This window comes from Pseudomonas sp. B20(2017) (assembly GCF_002113125.1).
Lineage (GTDB): Bacteria > Pseudomonadota > Gammaproteobacteria > Pseudomonadales > Pseudomonadaceae > Aquipseudomonas.
In genome coordinates, this window is record NZ_NEJP01000025.1 from 12,683 (window position 1) to 27,627 (window position 14,945).

The window sequence follows — 14,945 nt, forward strand, 5'->3', positions numbered from 1 at the left end:
GGGGTTTGTTCGTATGGCTTGCATTAATCATTGTGGGAGCGAGCTTGCTCGCGAAGCGGCCGGCACATTCAACAACTCTCTTCCGGACCCCCCGCCTTCGCGAGCAAGATTTTGCATTACTGTTTCGAGATTTCACCGGCCGGCAGTTTTTCCTTGCTGCGCCAGTGCGGCAGCGAGTTCCAGTAGCGCTGGCCCTTGGCGTCGTCGTACATGCCTTCCCAACGGGCGATGACCAGTACGGCGAGGGCGTTGCCGATCACGTTCAGGGCGGTACGCGCCATGTCCATCACACGGTCGACACCGGCGATGAACGCCAGGCCTTCCAGCGGAATGCCGACGCTGCCCAGGGTGGCCAGCAGCACCACGAAGGACACGCCCGGTACGCCGGCGATGCCTTTGGAAGTAACCATCAGGGTCAGGACCAGCAGCAGTTGCTGGCTGATCGACAGGTCGATGCCGTACAGCTGGGCAATGAAGATCGCCGCGATGGACTGGTACAGGGTCGAACCGTCGAGGTTGAACGAGTAGCCGGTCGGGACTACGAAGCTGCAGATGGCTTTCGGTGCGCCGTAAGCTTCCATCTTCTCGATCACGCGTGGCAGCACGGTTTCCGAGGAGGCGGTGGAGTAAGCCAGGACCAACTCATCCTTGAAGATGCGCATCAGCTTGATCACCGAGAAACCGAACATCTTGGCGATCAGGCCCAGAATCACGAAGGCGAAGAAGGCGATGGCGACGTAAACCAGGATCACCAGCTTGGCCAGCGGCAGCAGCGAGGCGAAACCGAAGTTGGCCACGGTCACCGCGATCAGGGCGAACACACCAATTGGCGCGTAGTTCATGATCATGTGAGTGACTTTGAACATGCTTTCCGAGACGCCCTGGAACATCTTCACCAGCGGTTCGCGCAGATCCGACTGCAAGCTCGACAGACCGAGACCGAACAGCACGGAGAAGAAGATGATCGGCAGCATTTCGCCGCGAGCCATGGCCGCGAAGATGTTCGACGGAATCAGGTTGAGGATGGTCTCGATGAACGCGTGTTCATGCTGCACTTCAGCGGCGGTCGCCTGGTACTTGGAGATGTCCACAGTGCCCAGGGTGCTCATGTCGATGCCGGCACCCGGATGGAACAGGTTGGCCAGCAGCAGGCCGACAACGATGGCGATGGTGGTGACGATTTCGAAGTAGATGATGGTCTTCAGGCCGATACGCCCGAGCTTCTTGGCGTCGCCCACGCCGGCGATGCCGACGATCAGGGAAGAGATGACGATCGGGATCACGATCATCTTGATCAGACGGATAAAGATATCGCCTGCCGGTTGCAGGACGTTGCTGATCCACCAGGCCTTCTCGGCACTGAAATGGTTGAGCAACGCACCGATTGCAATCCCCAACACCAGACCGATGAGGATCTGCCAGGCGAGGCTAAGCTTTGCCTTCTTCATTATCTTTACCCTTACTTGCGTTTGACTCAGGCACATGCAGGAACTGGAACGCTCTTTAGCGGAAAAGTCTGTGCATCTGCCTCCGTATAAGGTGCCCCGAAGCGCGTGTTTACGGCTCTCCGGCAGGCGAAAAAAGGCGCAACTATTCCGATGCAAGGTTGCGCCGTCTAATGCCGTAAACGCCTACCCTATGCCGAATCGGCATGAGCTTTTTTTTATGAAACTGGCGTCCCAACCGGTTCGAATACGACATTTCGGCAGGCATAAGTGCCGTGAACCGGCCATTACAGCGTAGGTTGGTTATTTTTTGAACGAGTGATTTCGACGAAAAATTTAGGAAAAAGCCTACGTTCGGAAACTAAAAGTCCGACTTACTCGATCGACTCTTTCTCGATATACGGTCGCGACGAAACACCGCGAAATGCTTTCGCACGCAGTGTGAGCGATAAAAAAGACGAGCAGAACGCTCTGGATCAACGTTTTGTCACGTTGAAAGCCCAGCGCAAGTCCGTCGAACCGCTCCGGTTGGCGAACTTGCGTCGCAGCTTTTACCCTGACCCGGCCCTCATCGCAGGCACTCCCTGTACCCGTAGGTCACTCCGACCCTGCAACAGTCAGAACGTCCCGGCCCCCTGGTCATGCACCGGCCTTCCTCGGGCGGGTGCAATAGAGGACAGCCTCTCGGCTGCCCTCATGTTCAATACCAGTTCGGATCTTTCTTCAGCGTTTCCATCAACAGATCCTGCATGCCCTGGTCGGGCTTGCCGAGGAAGCGGTAGGTGGCATGTCGCGTTGGCGACTTGTCGGCCGGCAGTCCTTCGGGCACATCGACCAGCATGGCGTAGGCATCTTTCTTGTCGAAACTGAAGGCGACGATCAGGCGGTGGTTGAGGCATTTGTCCTGCGATTCGCAGAGCGGCCCCACCAGATACTGATCGCCATCTTCGGTGACGGCGTTCATCTGTTGGTCCGGCGCGCCGGAGAGGTTCATCACCCATTCCGGCAGGCGTTCTTCCTTCTTCACCACGCCTTCCCAGGTTTCCCTGTATTGCGGGTCGGAATTCAACAGCTCGTTGACCCGCGCCTGGCCGTCATTGGCCGCCATCGCCATGGCACTACCGCCCAGAAGCAGGGCGGCTGCCAGTGTCTTTAAACCCTTCATGTTCAACCTCGACCGCGACGGCCAAAGAAGAAGGAAGCAATGAACATCACCAGGAACACGACAAAGAGAATCTTGGCGATACCCGTGGCGGTGCCCGCGATACCACCGAAGCCCAGTACTGCAGCGATGATGGCAATGATCAGGAATGTGATTGCCCAGCTCAACATGGTGATTCTCCTTGCTTCTATTTAGGGGTGTTGCCGGTCTCGGCGCAGGGGCGCCCAAATTCGTTGATCAGAAAACCCAGCGTTCTTCACGGGGCATTTCGCCCAGTGGCTGTGGCTGGTCGACGTCCATCATGCGCATCGCGCCGTTGTCGGCCTGGCTGCTGCTGACGGCGCTGAAGTGCGTCTGCGTCGCGTGTTGCATGGAAATCAGGGGCTCAGGTTGCTGACTCTGCTCCCAGCGCAGGTATTGCTGGCAGGCGATCAGAGTGATCAGCAGCGCAAGTGCGCCAAACAGGGCCTGCTGCAGATGCAGTGGCGAAATACGCATTTGGGCGGCACGTGGGCGAGTCATCCTGGGTTCCTCACTCTTGTTCGGTGGGGGCAGTGCATTTCTGCCCGGGCTGAGTGATGTATTGCAGCCCGCATGCCAGCTTTTTTGTTTTAAAAAATCTAATAAAATCAGACGGTTATAGATGCAGTGAAAGTTGCTGACGACGCATCCTGCACGATGACCCTCGCGGCGTCGTGCGTAATGCACGATTATTTCGTAGGAGAAATCATTCTTTTTGAATTGAGAGCAGGGTGCGGATGTCAGAAAAGGAGGCAGGAAACCGTCCTGAAACTGTGCGATGTTTAAAAAATCAACAAAATCAGCGGATTAGCCGTGAGGGCAGGAGAGAGCTACCCTGCTATGACCGGAATCGATCAGAATCAACCATGCAACTTGCCCGATTTTTCCGGGACTAACCCAAGACATTCACTTATGGAGCGTAGGAAAAATGGAATCAGCCACTGAGCACCAAGGCCGCATTCTGCTGGTGGACGATGAATCCGCCATCCTGCGAACCTTCCGTTATTGCCTCGAAGACGAAGGTTATACCGTCGCCACTGCCAACAGCGCGGCCCAGGCTGACGCGCTGCTGCAACGTCAGGTGTTCGACCTGTGCTTCCTCGATTTGCGTCTGGGCGAAGACAACGGCCTTGATGTACTGGCGCAGATGCGCATTCAGGCGCCGTGGATGCGGGTGGTGATCGTCACCGCTCATTCGGCCGTCGACACGGCGGTCGATGCCATTCAGGCCGGCGCCGCCGATTATCTGGTCAAGCCGTGCAGCCCGGATCAACTGCGCCTGGCGACTGCCAAGCAGCTTGAAGTGCGCCAGCTATCGGCGCGTCTGGAAGCCCTCGAAGGGGAGATCCGCAAACCCAAGGACGGTCTCGATTCCCACAGCCCGGCGATGAAAGTCGTACTGGAAACGGCGCGGCAAGTGGCGAGCACCGACGCCAACATCCTGATCCTCGGTGAGTCCGGCACCGGTAAAGGTGAACTGGCCCGAGCCATTCACGGCTGGAGCAAGCGCGAGAAGAAGTCCTGCGTCACCATCAATTGCCCGTCGCTGACTGCCGAACTGATGGAAAGCGAGCTGTTCGGTCACAGTCGCGGCGCGTTTACCGGGGCCAGCGAAAGCACGCTGGGCCGAGTCAACCAAGCCGATGGCGGCACGCTGTTTCTCGACGAGATCGGCGATTTTCCCCTGACATTGCAACCCAAGTTGCTGCGTTTCATCCAGGACAAGGAGTACGAGCGGGTAGGGGATCCGGTCACCCGCCGCGCCGATGTGCGCATTCTCGCCGCCACCAACCTCAATCTCGAAGACATGGTGCGCGACGGACGTTTCCGTGAAGACCTGCTCTATCGCCTGAACGTCATCACTCTGCATCTGCCGCCGCTGCGCGAGCGGGCCGAAGACATCCTGACCCTGGCAGACCGTTTCCTCGCTCGTTTTGTGAAGGAATATGCCCGCCCGGCGCGGGGTTTCAGCGACGAGGCCCGGGAAGCGCTGCTGGGTTATCGCTGGCCCGGCAACATCCGTGAGCTGCGCAACGTGGTCGAGCGGGCGAGCATCATCTGCCCGCAGGAGCGCGTGGAAATCAGCCACCTCGGCATGGCTGAACAACCGGCCAACAACGCGCCACGGGTTGGCGCTGCACTGAGCCTTGATGAGTTGGAGAAAGCCCATATCGGCGCAGTACTGGCGACCGCCGGCACCCTCGACCAAGCGGCCAAGACCCTGGGGATCGACGCCTCGACCCTGTATCGCAAGCGCAAGCAGTACAACCTGTGAGCATCCGCCGATGAAACTGGCGATGAAGCTGCGGACCCGCTTGTTCCTGAGCATTTCCGCGCTGATCACCGTGGCCTTGCTCGGGCTGATGCTCGGGCTGGTCAGCGTGATGCAGATGGCCGGCACTCAGGAGGCGCTGATCCGCAACAACTTCGTCACCCTCGATCTGGGGCTCAAACTGCGCCAGACCCTCGGGGATCAATTGATCATGATGCTTGCGGAAAAGCCCGACCCCGTGGCATTTGAAGCGTCCAAACAGCATTACTTCCAACTGCTCGACGAAGGCATCGCCCAGGAACAGAAAGACGACGACCGCCAGTACGGGTTCAGTCAGGCCAAGGCCGACTACCTGAGCTTCCTCGAGGCGTTTGACGTGTCCCGCGATCCGGGCGCCGCTTTGAGTGGCGGCGGCGACTTGCGCGAACGTTTCAACATTCTGCGCAACGGTCTGATCTCCGAGCACAAGCACGCGCTGGACAACATCAATTCGGTGCAGCACGCCGCCCGCGACCGCGCGCTGCTGATTTCCGGACTGCTCGGACTGGTGGGGCTGGCGGTATTGATCATCGGCTTCATCACCGCCCAGGGCATTGCCCGGCGTTTTGGTGCGCCGATCGAGGCGCTGGCTAAAGCTGCAGACAATATCGGCCAGGGCAACTTCGAAGTGACGCTGCCGGTGTCCTCGGCGATGGAGATCAACCTGTTGACCCGCCGTTTCGGGCTGATGGCCGAAGCCCTACGCGAGCATCAGGCGACCAACGTCGACGAACTGCTGGCTGGCCAGCAGCGTTTGCAAGCGGTACTCGACAGCATCGATGACGGCTTGCTGATGATCGACCGTCAGGGTCGTCTGGAACACCTGAACCCGGTGGCCCAGCGACAACTTGGCTGGGACAGCGACCGTTTCGGCGAGGGCCTGGGCACAGCGCTTCAGCGTCCTGAGCTGGATGCACAACTGCAACTGGTACTGCGCGGTGGCACCCTTGAACGGGCGCCGGATGATTTGAGCATCGAGGTCGATGGCGAATCGCGTCTGCTGACCTACAGCCTGACGCCGGTCAGTCATACCCAGGGGCATATTCTCGGCGCCGTGATGGTTTTGCATGACGTCACCGAGCAGCGCGCCTTCGAACGGGTGCGCAGCGAGTTCGTGCTGCGAGCGTCCCACGAATTGCGAACACCGGTCACGGGCATGCACATGGCGTTCGGTCTGTTCCGCGAGCGGGCGAAATTTCCTCAAGAGTCGCGCGAATCCGACCTGCTCGACACGGTTAACGAAGAAATGCAGCGCTTGATGCAGCTGATCAACGATCTGCTGAATTTCTCGCGTTATCAGAGCGGTTTGCAGAAGCTCACGCTGGCACCGTGTTCCATCGAGGATCTGCTGGAACAGGCGCGTTTGCGTTTCGCCGATTCAGCGGCGCAGAAGGGCGTTACCCTGCAGGTCGAAGCGCAAGGCCCGCTGCCACGCTTGCAGGCGGATCAGGCGCAGCTCGATCGAGTCCTCGACAACCTGATCGACAACGCCTTGCGCCACACGGCGCGCGACGGGCTGATTCGCTTGCAGGCCCGTCGCCATGGCGAGCGCGTGATCATCAGCGTCGAAGACAACGGCGAAGGGATTGCCTACGGTCAGCAAGGGCGGATCTTCGAACCCTTCGTCCAGGTCGGCAGGAAAAAGGGCGGGGCCGGGCTAGGACTGGCGCTGTGCAAGGAAATCGTCCAGCTGCACGGCGGGAGGATGGGCGTTTACTCGCGGCCGGGGCAGGGCACGCAGTTCTACATGGCGCTGGCGGTCTAGGCCTCGTCGTCGATTCGGCGGCCGGCGAGTCGCCGACCACGGGTGATCAGCTCGATGAACTGCACCGCGCTCAAGGCGTGGGCGAAAAGCCAGCCCTGTCCGAACTTTACCCCTTCGCTGCTCAGCAGTTCGGCCTGGGATTCATATTCAATGCCTTCGGCGATCACTTTAAGATCCAGCGCCTGGGCCATGTGAATGATGTGCGGCGCGACACCGCTGCTGGCGGCGTCATGGCCGAGGGCATCGATGAATGCCTTGTCGATCTTCAGGCAATCCACCGGCAAGGTTTGCAGGTACGCCAGGCTGCAATAGCCGGTGCCGAAATCGTCGATCAGCACCTGATGACCGACATCACGCAGCGCTTGCAGGTTTTCCCGGGCCACCACGACGTCGATCAGCCCGCGCTCGGTCACTTCGAACGCTATCTGGCGCGCCGCCACCCGATGCAGAGTCAACAGCCGCTCCATGACCTGGCCGATGCGCGGCACCATCACGTCGCAGGCGGCCAGGTTCACCGAGATGTACAGCTGCGGATTGGCTCGCAGTAACTGGCCCAATTGCTCGAGCAAACGTTGCAGGACGAAGTCGGTCATCTGGCGAATCTGCCCGGTGTTTTCGGCCATCGGGATGAACAGGTCGGGACTGGTCAGCGTGCCGTCCGGTCGGCGCCAGCGCAGCAGCGCTTCGGCGCCGACGCAGTTGCGGCTGTCGAGATCGAAAATCGGCTGATAAAGCACCTGCAATTCACCCCGGCGGATCGCGCCGTGCAACTCGGCGTCCAGCGACTGGCGCTGGCGTACGATCCAGAACACCAGAACGCCCACCACCGCACCGAGCACCAGACAGAAGGGCACCATCCACCACCAGAGCTGCGGAATGTGCATGCCCGTGCGTGGGCTGATCAGCACCAACTGGTATTCCGGGTTGTCGGTGGGCATGCGGTAGATCAGGTGCGATTGGGTAACCTGCAACGCATCCGTACTTTTCGGTGGCCAAGGGTCGGCAGGTGGCCAGGCTTGTGGAACGCCGAGTACCGGAATCGCCCGGCTGCCATGATCCAGCACCACCAACAGGCTGCTGCCGGGCGACAGATCGACCATGTCGGTCAAATGTCCGCGTGAGGTGGCCACGCGGAAGTTGCCGCGACCGAGCATCAATGCCGCGCGATTTTCATCAGGTTCGGTGGTGGTATTCAGCCAGTAACTGTAAGTCGGGCCTTTGATGTCCGGAGGGCGGGCCACCGACAGACCTTCCTGGCGCGGACGGTTGGAGCAGACTCGTGTCGCATCCCTGTAGGCGGCTTCGTAGACAAATCGATAGTTGAAAGTCACTTGCTGCAATGTGGCGATCATCTCGTCGTCGCAGCTGCGCAAAGGCTGGGCTTCCAGATCGTCGAGGCTTTCGCGCAGTTGGCCGAACAGTTGCTCAAGGCGTGCGAGAAAACGCTCGCCCTGAGCGTTCATTTCCTGGCTCTCGCTCTGTTCGACCTGGCGCATGGCGACGTACAGGCCGCCAGCGATCAGCAGGCTCGCACTGAGGACAGCCGCGATCATCGCCAGAAACCAGGGGCGATAAAACCAGCTACGCAGCGTCTCTCGGGTAGCAACCATCATGGATATCCGAAGAATTACCAATGAGTTATAGCTGCTGATTGCGATTTCGCCCTGACCGTCGGGCGGGCGTCATTATTTTGTCTGATTCAGCACCAGCAGCAACGCTGCCGTTTGCGCATCCGGCGTGCCGTCAAAGCGCGTCGGGCGGTAGTGCATCTGGAAGGCCGCGAGCACATGCCGGGTCGCCACATCCAGCTCGCCGGTCTGCGGCGTCGAGTAGCCCAGGCGCGCCAGCTGGCTCTGGAACCAGGTGATGCTCGGCAGCTCGGCGTCGAACTGCGCCTGCTGGCGTGCCACCGCTTGTTCGTTGGGCCAGAGCCCCAGCCCTTCGGCTGCCAGGCGTTTCCAGGGAAACAGCGGGCCAGGGTCGAGCTTGCGCAGTGGGGCGATGTCGCTATGGCCGATGATGTGGCGCGGGCTGATGCCCTGGCGTTTGCTGATGTCCTTGAGCAGGGCGATCAGCGATTGCACCTGGGCTTCGCTGTAGGGATACCAGAGGCGACCGGTCGGTGTGTCCTTGAAGCCCGGATTAACGATTTCGATGCCGATCGAGCTGGAGTTGAGCCAGGTGCGGCCTTGCCATTCGCTTTCGCCGGCGTGCCAGGCACGCAGGTTTTCGTCCATCAGCTTGTAGATGGTAGCGTTCTTGTCGTCGCCGATCAGGTAATGGCTGCTGACTTCGCCGTGGGTCAGCAATTGCAGAGATCGCTCGAGTGAGGCGGAGGTGTAGTGCACGATCACAAACTGCACGCGACTGTCGTGATTGACCGAAGGATGGCTGGTGTCGAAGCGCGGGCCGCTGGCACAACCGGCCAAGAGGATCAGCGACGCAAGGAGGGTAAAAAATTTCATGGCAGAGGGCAGTACACGCAAGACGATAATGCAACAGTGTAACGTATCGCCTTGCGCTTCGACGCTTGAAGTGCTGATTTAAACAATATGGAACAATTGCCCTCAGCCCAGCTCCACCCGGTTACGCCCTGCATTTTTCGCCCGGTAAAGCGCCTGATCGGCTCTTTTGAGCACCAGATCGCTGTGTTCTCCTGGCCGGAACGACGCCAGTCCCATGGAAACCGTGATCGTGACGCGCTCACCCTTGAAGTGAAACGGGCAGGCTTCGATGGCCGCTCGCAGGGTTTCCAGGAATTTGGCGCCGACGGCCGGCGTAGTGGCTGGCAGCAGCAGGACAAACTCTTCGCCGCCGAAACGAGCGATGAAATCGCTGCCACGCAGGCGTTTGCGCAGCACCGTGGCGATGATCTTCAAAACCTTGTCGCCCGCCAGGTGGCCGTAGTTGTCGTTGATCCGTTTGAAGTGATCGAGGTCGAGCATGGCCAGGCTCAGGGTGTTGCCGTGCTGCTGCAATTGGGTGATTTCATGTTCGAGCCGTTCGGTCCAGGCGGCGCGGTTAGGCAGGCCGGTGAGCGGATCGATCAGGGCTTTCTGGCGCTGCTCTTCAAGGTGTTCGCGATAGCCCAGCGCTTCCTGCTCCATGTGCGCGACGCGCTCGGCCAGGCTTTTCAGGCGTCCTGCGACTTCCTGTTCCCGGGCGTCACGCTGCTTCTGGTGCCGATCCATCGTGCCGAGCAGGCCTTCGAGGTGGTTTTCCAGCACCTGCTTGAGATCATCCAGATCGGCTGCTTCCTGAACGCTGGTCTGCAAGCCGTCGACCTGTTCGCGGATTTGCGTGTCCATCGCCCGCGCCGCGGAGCTGTTGTCGGCGTGGCCTTCGCTGGCGGCCTGCAGATTGCTCTGGAACGCTTCGAGACGTTCGTTGAGTTGTTGCAGGTACGCTTCGAATTCGTGCTGGCCGCTGTCGGTAATGGCCAGCATCAACGTCGCCAGATCGTCGAGGATCGGTAGCAGTTCGTACCAGTTCAGCCCGTTTTTCAGCCGTTCGCGCATCGCCTCGGCTTGCGGACGATGGCGCTCTGGCAGGGTCAGGTCATCCAGCAACCCGATCAGCGTGTCTTCGATGTGTTTGGCGACCGAGCTGTAGGACGGTTCCGGCGAGTCGGGCAGGGCGTAGAGAATTTCGTGCTCGGATTGCTCCGGATCGATTGCAGCCAATGCCTGAGCGATGGGCTCGGGCAGGGGCAGGCTGTCAAGGATAACAGGCGGCGGAGTATCGCCGGGGTGGATCAGTTCGTCCGGGTTGATGGCTGTTGGCACTGCCGGCGCGAAAACCGGAGGAGGCGTGAAGGCCTGCGGCTCCGGTTCTGGCTTGGCGGGTTCTGGTTCGCTGGCGGCGGTGGGGGCTTCGGTGAGTATTCTGGCCGGCTCGAAGGCCACCACCTCCGACTCCGCATGGTAATCGTGGGTTGGCGCTGGAGTTTGCGGCTGCTCGACTTCGGGTGCGGCGATCGGCGCTTGGGTGACGGTCGCAGTGGCGACTGGTTCGGCGCTTGCAACAGGAGCTTCCTGCGCTGGCGCGGTTTCATGCGCGACGGGCGGTTGCTGTGGCTGTGGCTGCGCTGGCGGTACGACCTCAGCGGGCTGAGCCACTGGAGCAGGCGTTTGCTCGCTGTCGCGGCTGCCGAACAGACGCTGCAACAACCCCGGTCGTCCCGGTTCCGCCGGTGTCTCCAGCTGGCTCAAGGCCTTGCCCTGCAAGCCGCTGAGTTCGCTGAGCAACAAGGGCATTTCCCTTGCCTGGCTCACCCGGCCGTCCAATTGCTTGGCGAATTTCTTCAGTGGCTGGGCCACGTCTCGGGGCAGGGGCAGGGATTGCAACTGAGTGACCAGCGCAGTCAGTGCGGTGCTGACCTGTTCGATCCGGGTTTCCCGGCGCTGCTCGGAATCAAGTACGGCTTTTTCCAGGCGCGGCAGCAGGGCGGCGAGGCCGGCGTCCATGTCATCGGTGCGCACCACGTCGCGCATCTCTTTCATGCACTGATCGACCACGCGGTCGGTGCCTTCCGCCGCCAGGGTGCTGCGCACCAGACCACGGCGCAGCAGGTCGAGCCGGGCGTCCCATCGACGTTCGAGCTTTTCCTGTTGTTCGATGCTTTTGAGGTATTTCTCTTTCCAGCGCTGGGCTTCGTCGCTCATTCAGGGGTTCCGCGAAGGGCAGTGCTCAACGCGGGCAATGCATCGGCCGTGAGCGAACCCGGCAGACGAATCTCTACCGCGACCGGCAGGTGATCGGAAATCGGTTGTGCCAGCACTTCGACCTTTTCCAGGGTCAGGGTCGGGCTGAGCAGGATATGATCCAGGCAGCGTTGGGGGCGCCAGCTGGGGAATGTCGCTTCAAGTTGCGGGGCCAGCAGGCCGAGGTCGCGCAACGGCGAGTGTTGCAGCAGATCGCTGGCGTGGGTGTTCATGTCGCCCATGAGCACCTGATGCTTGTAGTCGCCGATCAGCTCGCGAATATAGGCCAACTGCATGCTGCGGGTGCGGGCGCCGAGCGCCAGGTGCATCATCACCACCACCAGAGCCTCGGGGCCTTCGCCAAAACGCACCAGAATTGCACCGCGCCCTTTAGGACCCGGCAGCGGATGGTCTTCGATCGCCCACGGCCGCAGGCGACTGAGCACGCCATTGCTGTGCTGGGCCAGTCGGCCAAGGTTGCGATTGAGTTGTTGATACCAGTAGGGGAAGGCGCCGAGCTGGGCCAGGTGTTCGACCTGATTGACGTAGCCTGAACGAAGGCTGCCGCCATCGGCTTCCTGCAGGGCGACGAGATCGAAGTCGCCGAGCAGATTGCCGATCTTTTGCAGGTTGCTGGAGCGCCCGGGGTGCGGCAGCAGATGCTGCCAGCTGCGGGTCAGGTAGTGCCGATAGCGCTCGGTGCTGATGCCGACCTGAATATTGAAGCTGAGCAAGCGCAGACGGCTGTCTGCGGGCAGGCCCGTCGATTCCAGGTGATGCTCGTTGACCTGCGGATCATGCAGGCCAACGAGTCGTTCGGCACCCCAGCGGCGCATGGCGAATACCGCGCTTAGTTGGCGGCTGCCTTGTTGGTCGCTCGCTCTTTGGCCACCAGTTGGTCGGCCAGTTTCAGCGCCTGTTCGGCGCCGCCGGCGGAGCCGATGTCGAAGCGGTACTTACCGTTGACGATCATGGTTGGAACGCCGGAGATTTCATACTTCTTGGCCAGTTCGCGGGCTTTCACGATCTGCCCCTTGATGGCGAACGAATCGAAGGTCGCCAGGAACTTGTCCTTGTCCACGCCTTGAGTGGCGAGGAAGTCGGCCATGTCGTTCTTGTCGGTCAGCTTCTTATGTTCTTTCTGAATGGCGTTGAATACGGCAGCGTGCACGTTGTGCTCGACGCCCATGGCTTCCAGGGTCAGGAACATTTGACCGTGAGCGTCCCAAGGACCGCCGAACATCGCAGGAATGCGCACGAAGTTGACGTCGGACGGCAGTTTCTCAACCCATGGATTGATCACCGGCTCGAACGCGTAGCAGTGCGGGCAGCCATACCAGAACAGCTCGACCACTTCGATCTTGCCAGGCACGGCGACCGGCACCGGGTTGCTCAGCTCGACGTAAGGGGCAGCAGGGGCTTCGGCGGCCTGGGCGGTCACGCCGAACAGGCTGGCAGCGACGAGGGCGGCGCTGATGATCAGGTTACGCATGCTTTACTCCTGGACAATTTTGGTCGCCTCGCGCGACCTGTTTTCAGACAGGTCCTGGCGGGCGTGAGTTCTGTAGTGTAACGGCAGCGGCCACAAAAAAGGGCGGCCAAAGCCACCCTTTTTATACTTGCTGCGACGGATTAATCGAGCGTTAACGTGGCAGGCGTTGGCCATCGCACGCAATGCTCGAATCGTGCGTCTTAGTGCAGGCCCTGAATGTAGCTGGAGACGGCTGCGATGTCTTCATCGCTCAGCTTGCGGGCGATGGTGCGCATGGTCATCGCGTCGCCGTCGTTGTTGCGGCCGGCTTCTTCTTTGCGGAAATCGGTCAGTTGCTTGGCGATGTACTGAGCGTGTTGGCCACCCAGATGCGGGAAGCCGGCGGCTGCGTTGCCGGCGCCGTTTGGCGAGTGGCAACCGGTGCAGGCTGGCAGGCCTTTCTCGAGGTTGCCGCCACGGAACAGGGCTTCACCGCGAGCGACGATCTTCGGATCGGCGGCGCCGACGCTTCCTTTCTGGCTGGCGAAGTAGGCGGCGATGTCAGCCAGGTCCTGATCGCTCAGGTTGGTCAGCAGGCCGGTCATTTCCAGAACGGTGCGCTTGCCCGACTTGATGTCGTGCAATTGCTTGGTCAGGTAGCGTTCCCCCTGTCCGGCCAGCTTTGGAAAGTTTGGCGCCATGCTGTTGCCATCCGGGCCATGGCAGGCGCCGCATACGGCGGCTTTTGCCTGGCCTGCGGCTGCATCACCGGCAGCATGGGCGAAGCCTGAGATTCCCACGGTCAACAGCAGACTCACGATCAGTTTGTTCATCAGCTAATCCAACTACGGCTAAGGGTTAAGAGTTATGGACCGGGCTTACTCTCGCTCATCCAGAGGATGAGGGCCTGGTAATCCTCGGCACTGCAGTCCATGCACAAACCACGCGGCGGCATCGCCTTGAAACCCTGGGTCACGTGTTGCACCAGCGTCTCCATACCTTTCGCCAACCTCGGCGTCCAAGCTTCCTGATCGCCTCTTTTGGGCGCCATGGGTAGTTGGCCGGAATGACAGGCTCCACAAACACGGTTGTACACGGCTTCCGGATCCTGTGTAGCCTGTGCGCTGTAAAGCGGCATCAAGACTCCGGCAGCCAGCAGCCATTTCGTCATAAAACGACCTTTTCAGGGTTGAGAGCGTTCTGCGTTCTAATGCGCAATCAAGGTCTGTCGCTCTCGTGAACCTCATCCTTCGCTGGGACAAAGCACACACAAAATCTGCGGCATTATATACTGGCGTCACTGAAACGGAAGCGACACCGCGTTCCGCGCCTAATCCCGGCGCCGCCCACATCGGAAATCCCATGCAACTCAAGAATCCCATCCTCGGCCTGTGCCAACAGTCCACGTTCATGCTCAGTGCCGCCAAAGTCGATCAGTGCCCCGACGACGAAGGCTTCGAAGTGGCGTTCGCCGGTCGTTCCAACGCCGGTAAATCCAGCGCGCTGAACACTCTGACTCACGCCAGCCTGGCGCGCACCTCGAAAACCCCGGGTCGCACACAGCTGTTGAACTTCTTCAAGCTAGACGATGAACGGCGTCTGGTCGACCTCCCGGGCTACGGTTATGCAAAAGTACCGATCCCGCTCAAGCAACACTGGCAGCGTCACCTTGAGGCGTACCTCGGTGGCCGCGAGAGTTTGAAGGGGTTGATTCTGATGATGGACATCCGTCATCCAATGACCGACTTCGACCTGTTGATGCTCGACTGGGCCGTTGCCGCCGGCATGCCGATGCACATCCTGCTGACCAAGGCCGACAAACTGACCTATGGCGCAGCCAAGAACACCCTGCTCAAGGTGCAGTCGGAAATCCGTAAAGGTTGGGGTGATCAGGTAACGATCCAGCTGTTCTCCGCCCCAAAACGCATGGGCCTGGAAGAGGCCTACACTGTGTTGGCAGGCTGGATGGAGCTGGCAGACAAAGGCGCAGAAGCAGCGGCAGAGTAAGGGATTTCAAAACTGTCTGTGGTGCTGTCAGGCAAGGCAAAAGCACTGCTAAAAAGCGGA

Annotated in this window: 14 protein-coding genes; 3 read left to right on the forward strand and 11 right to left on the reverse strand. The window is 60.3% G+C overall.

The window, feature by feature from the left end; all coding sequences use genetic code 11:
• Positions 1–116: 116 nt before the first annotated feature.
• The 4 genes from gltP to CAF63_RS26760 all read right to left on the reverse strand — a co-directional run bounded on the left by gltP (position 117) and on the right by CAF63_RS26760 (position 3,129).
• Complete coding sequence (gene gltP, locus CAF63_RS26740; protein WP_085690411.1) at positions 117–1,448, reverse strand: glutamate/aspartate:proton symporter GltP; 1,332 nt, start codon at positions 1,446–1,448, stop codon at positions 117–119.
• Positions 1,449–2,145: 697 nt separating this feature from the next.
• On the reverse strand, positions 2,146–2,610 hold the full coding sequence (locus tag CAF63_RS26750; RefSeq protein ID WP_085690412.1) for an inhibitor of vertebrate lysozyme family protein: 465 nt from the start codon (positions 2,608–2,610) through the stop codon (positions 2,146–2,148).
• A 2-nt stretch (positions 2,611–2,612) separates the two neighbouring features.
• Positions 2,613–2,777, reverse strand: a complete 165-nt coding sequence (locus CAF63_RS26755; protein ID WP_003177151.1) for a DUF1328 domain-containing protein — start codon at positions 2,775–2,777, stop codon at positions 2,613–2,615.
• 67 nt (positions 2,778–2,844) lie between these two features.
• A complete protein-coding gene (locus CAF63_RS26760; RefSeq protein ID WP_085690413.1) occupies positions 2,845–3,129 on the reverse strand; it encodes a hypothetical protein in 285 nt (94 codons plus the stop codon).
• A 427-nt stretch (positions 3,130–3,556) separates the two neighbouring features.
• Here CAF63_RS26760 and algB point away from each other — a divergent pair, with 427 nt between their 5' ends.
• Both algB and CAF63_RS26770 read left to right on the forward strand, forming a co-directional pair.
• Complete coding sequence (gene algB, locus CAF63_RS26765) at positions 3,557–4,903, forward strand: sigma-54-dependent response regulator transcription factor AlgB (RefSeq protein ID WP_025112294.1); 1,347 nt, start codon at positions 3,557–3,559, stop codon at positions 4,901–4,903.
• Between the two features lie 10 nt (positions 4,904–4,913).
• Positions 4,914–6,704, forward strand: a complete 1,791-nt coding sequence (locus tag CAF63_RS26770; RefSeq protein WP_085690414.1) for a KinB sensor domain-containing domain — start codon at positions 4,914–4,916, stop codon at positions 6,702–6,704.
• Here the strand turns inward: CAF63_RS26770 and CAF63_RS26775 are convergent.
• The 7 genes from CAF63_RS26775 to CAF63_RS26805 form a co-directional block, all read right to left on the reverse strand.
• A complete protein-coding gene (locus CAF63_RS26775; RefSeq protein ID WP_178081330.1) occupies positions 6,701–8,314 on the reverse strand; it encodes an EAL domain-containing protein in 1,614 nt (537 codons plus the stop codon). The two genes, CAF63_RS26770 and CAF63_RS26775, sit on opposite strands and share 4 nt — an antisense overlap.
• Before the next feature lie 75 nt (positions 8,315–8,389).
• A complete protein-coding gene (locus tag CAF63_RS26780; RefSeq protein WP_085690416.1) occupies positions 8,390–9,169 on the reverse strand; it encodes an N-acetylmuramoyl-L-alanine amidase in 780 nt (259 codons plus the stop codon).
• A 102-nt stretch (positions 9,170–9,271) separates the two neighbouring features.
• A complete protein-coding gene (locus CAF63_RS26785) occupies positions 9,272–11,368 on the reverse strand; it encodes a GGDEF domain-containing protein (RefSeq protein WP_085690417.1) in 2,097 nt (698 codons plus the stop codon).
• Entirely contained in the window at positions 11,365–12,243 is an 879-nt protein-coding gene (locus CAF63_RS26790; protein ID WP_085690418.1) for an endonuclease/exonuclease/phosphatase family protein, read from the reverse strand. Before CAF63_RS26790 ends, CAF63_RS26785 begins: the two co-directional genes overlap by 4 nt.
• A gap of 14 nt (positions 12,244–12,257) precedes the next feature.
• The gene (locus tag CAF63_RS26795; protein WP_007954043.1) at positions 12,258–12,899 is read right to left on the reverse strand and encodes a thiol:disulfide interchange protein DsbA/DsbL; all 642 of its coding nucleotides are present in this window, start codon (positions 12,897–12,899) and stop codon (positions 12,258–12,260) included.
• 200 nt (positions 12,900–13,099) lie between these two features.
• Entirely contained in the window at positions 13,100–13,711 is a 612-nt protein-coding gene (locus CAF63_RS26800; RefSeq protein ID WP_039764863.1) for a cytochrome c, read from the reverse strand.
• A 32-nt stretch (positions 13,712–13,743) separates the two neighbouring features.
• On the reverse strand, positions 13,744–14,049 hold the full coding sequence (locus tag CAF63_RS26805; RefSeq protein ID WP_085690419.1) for a cytochrome c5 family protein: 306 nt from the start codon (positions 14,047–14,049) through the stop codon (positions 13,744–13,746).
• A gap of 191 nt (positions 14,050–14,240) precedes the next feature.
• Here CAF63_RS26805 and yihA point away from each other — a divergent pair, with 191 nt between their 5' ends.
• The gene (yihA, locus tag CAF63_RS26810; protein ID WP_039764859.1) at positions 14,241–14,885 is read left to right on the forward strand and encodes a ribosome biogenesis GTP-binding protein YihA/YsxC; all 645 of its coding nucleotides are present in this window, start codon (positions 14,241–14,243) and stop codon (positions 14,883–14,885) included.
• Positions 14,886–14,945: the final 60 nt, after the last annotated feature.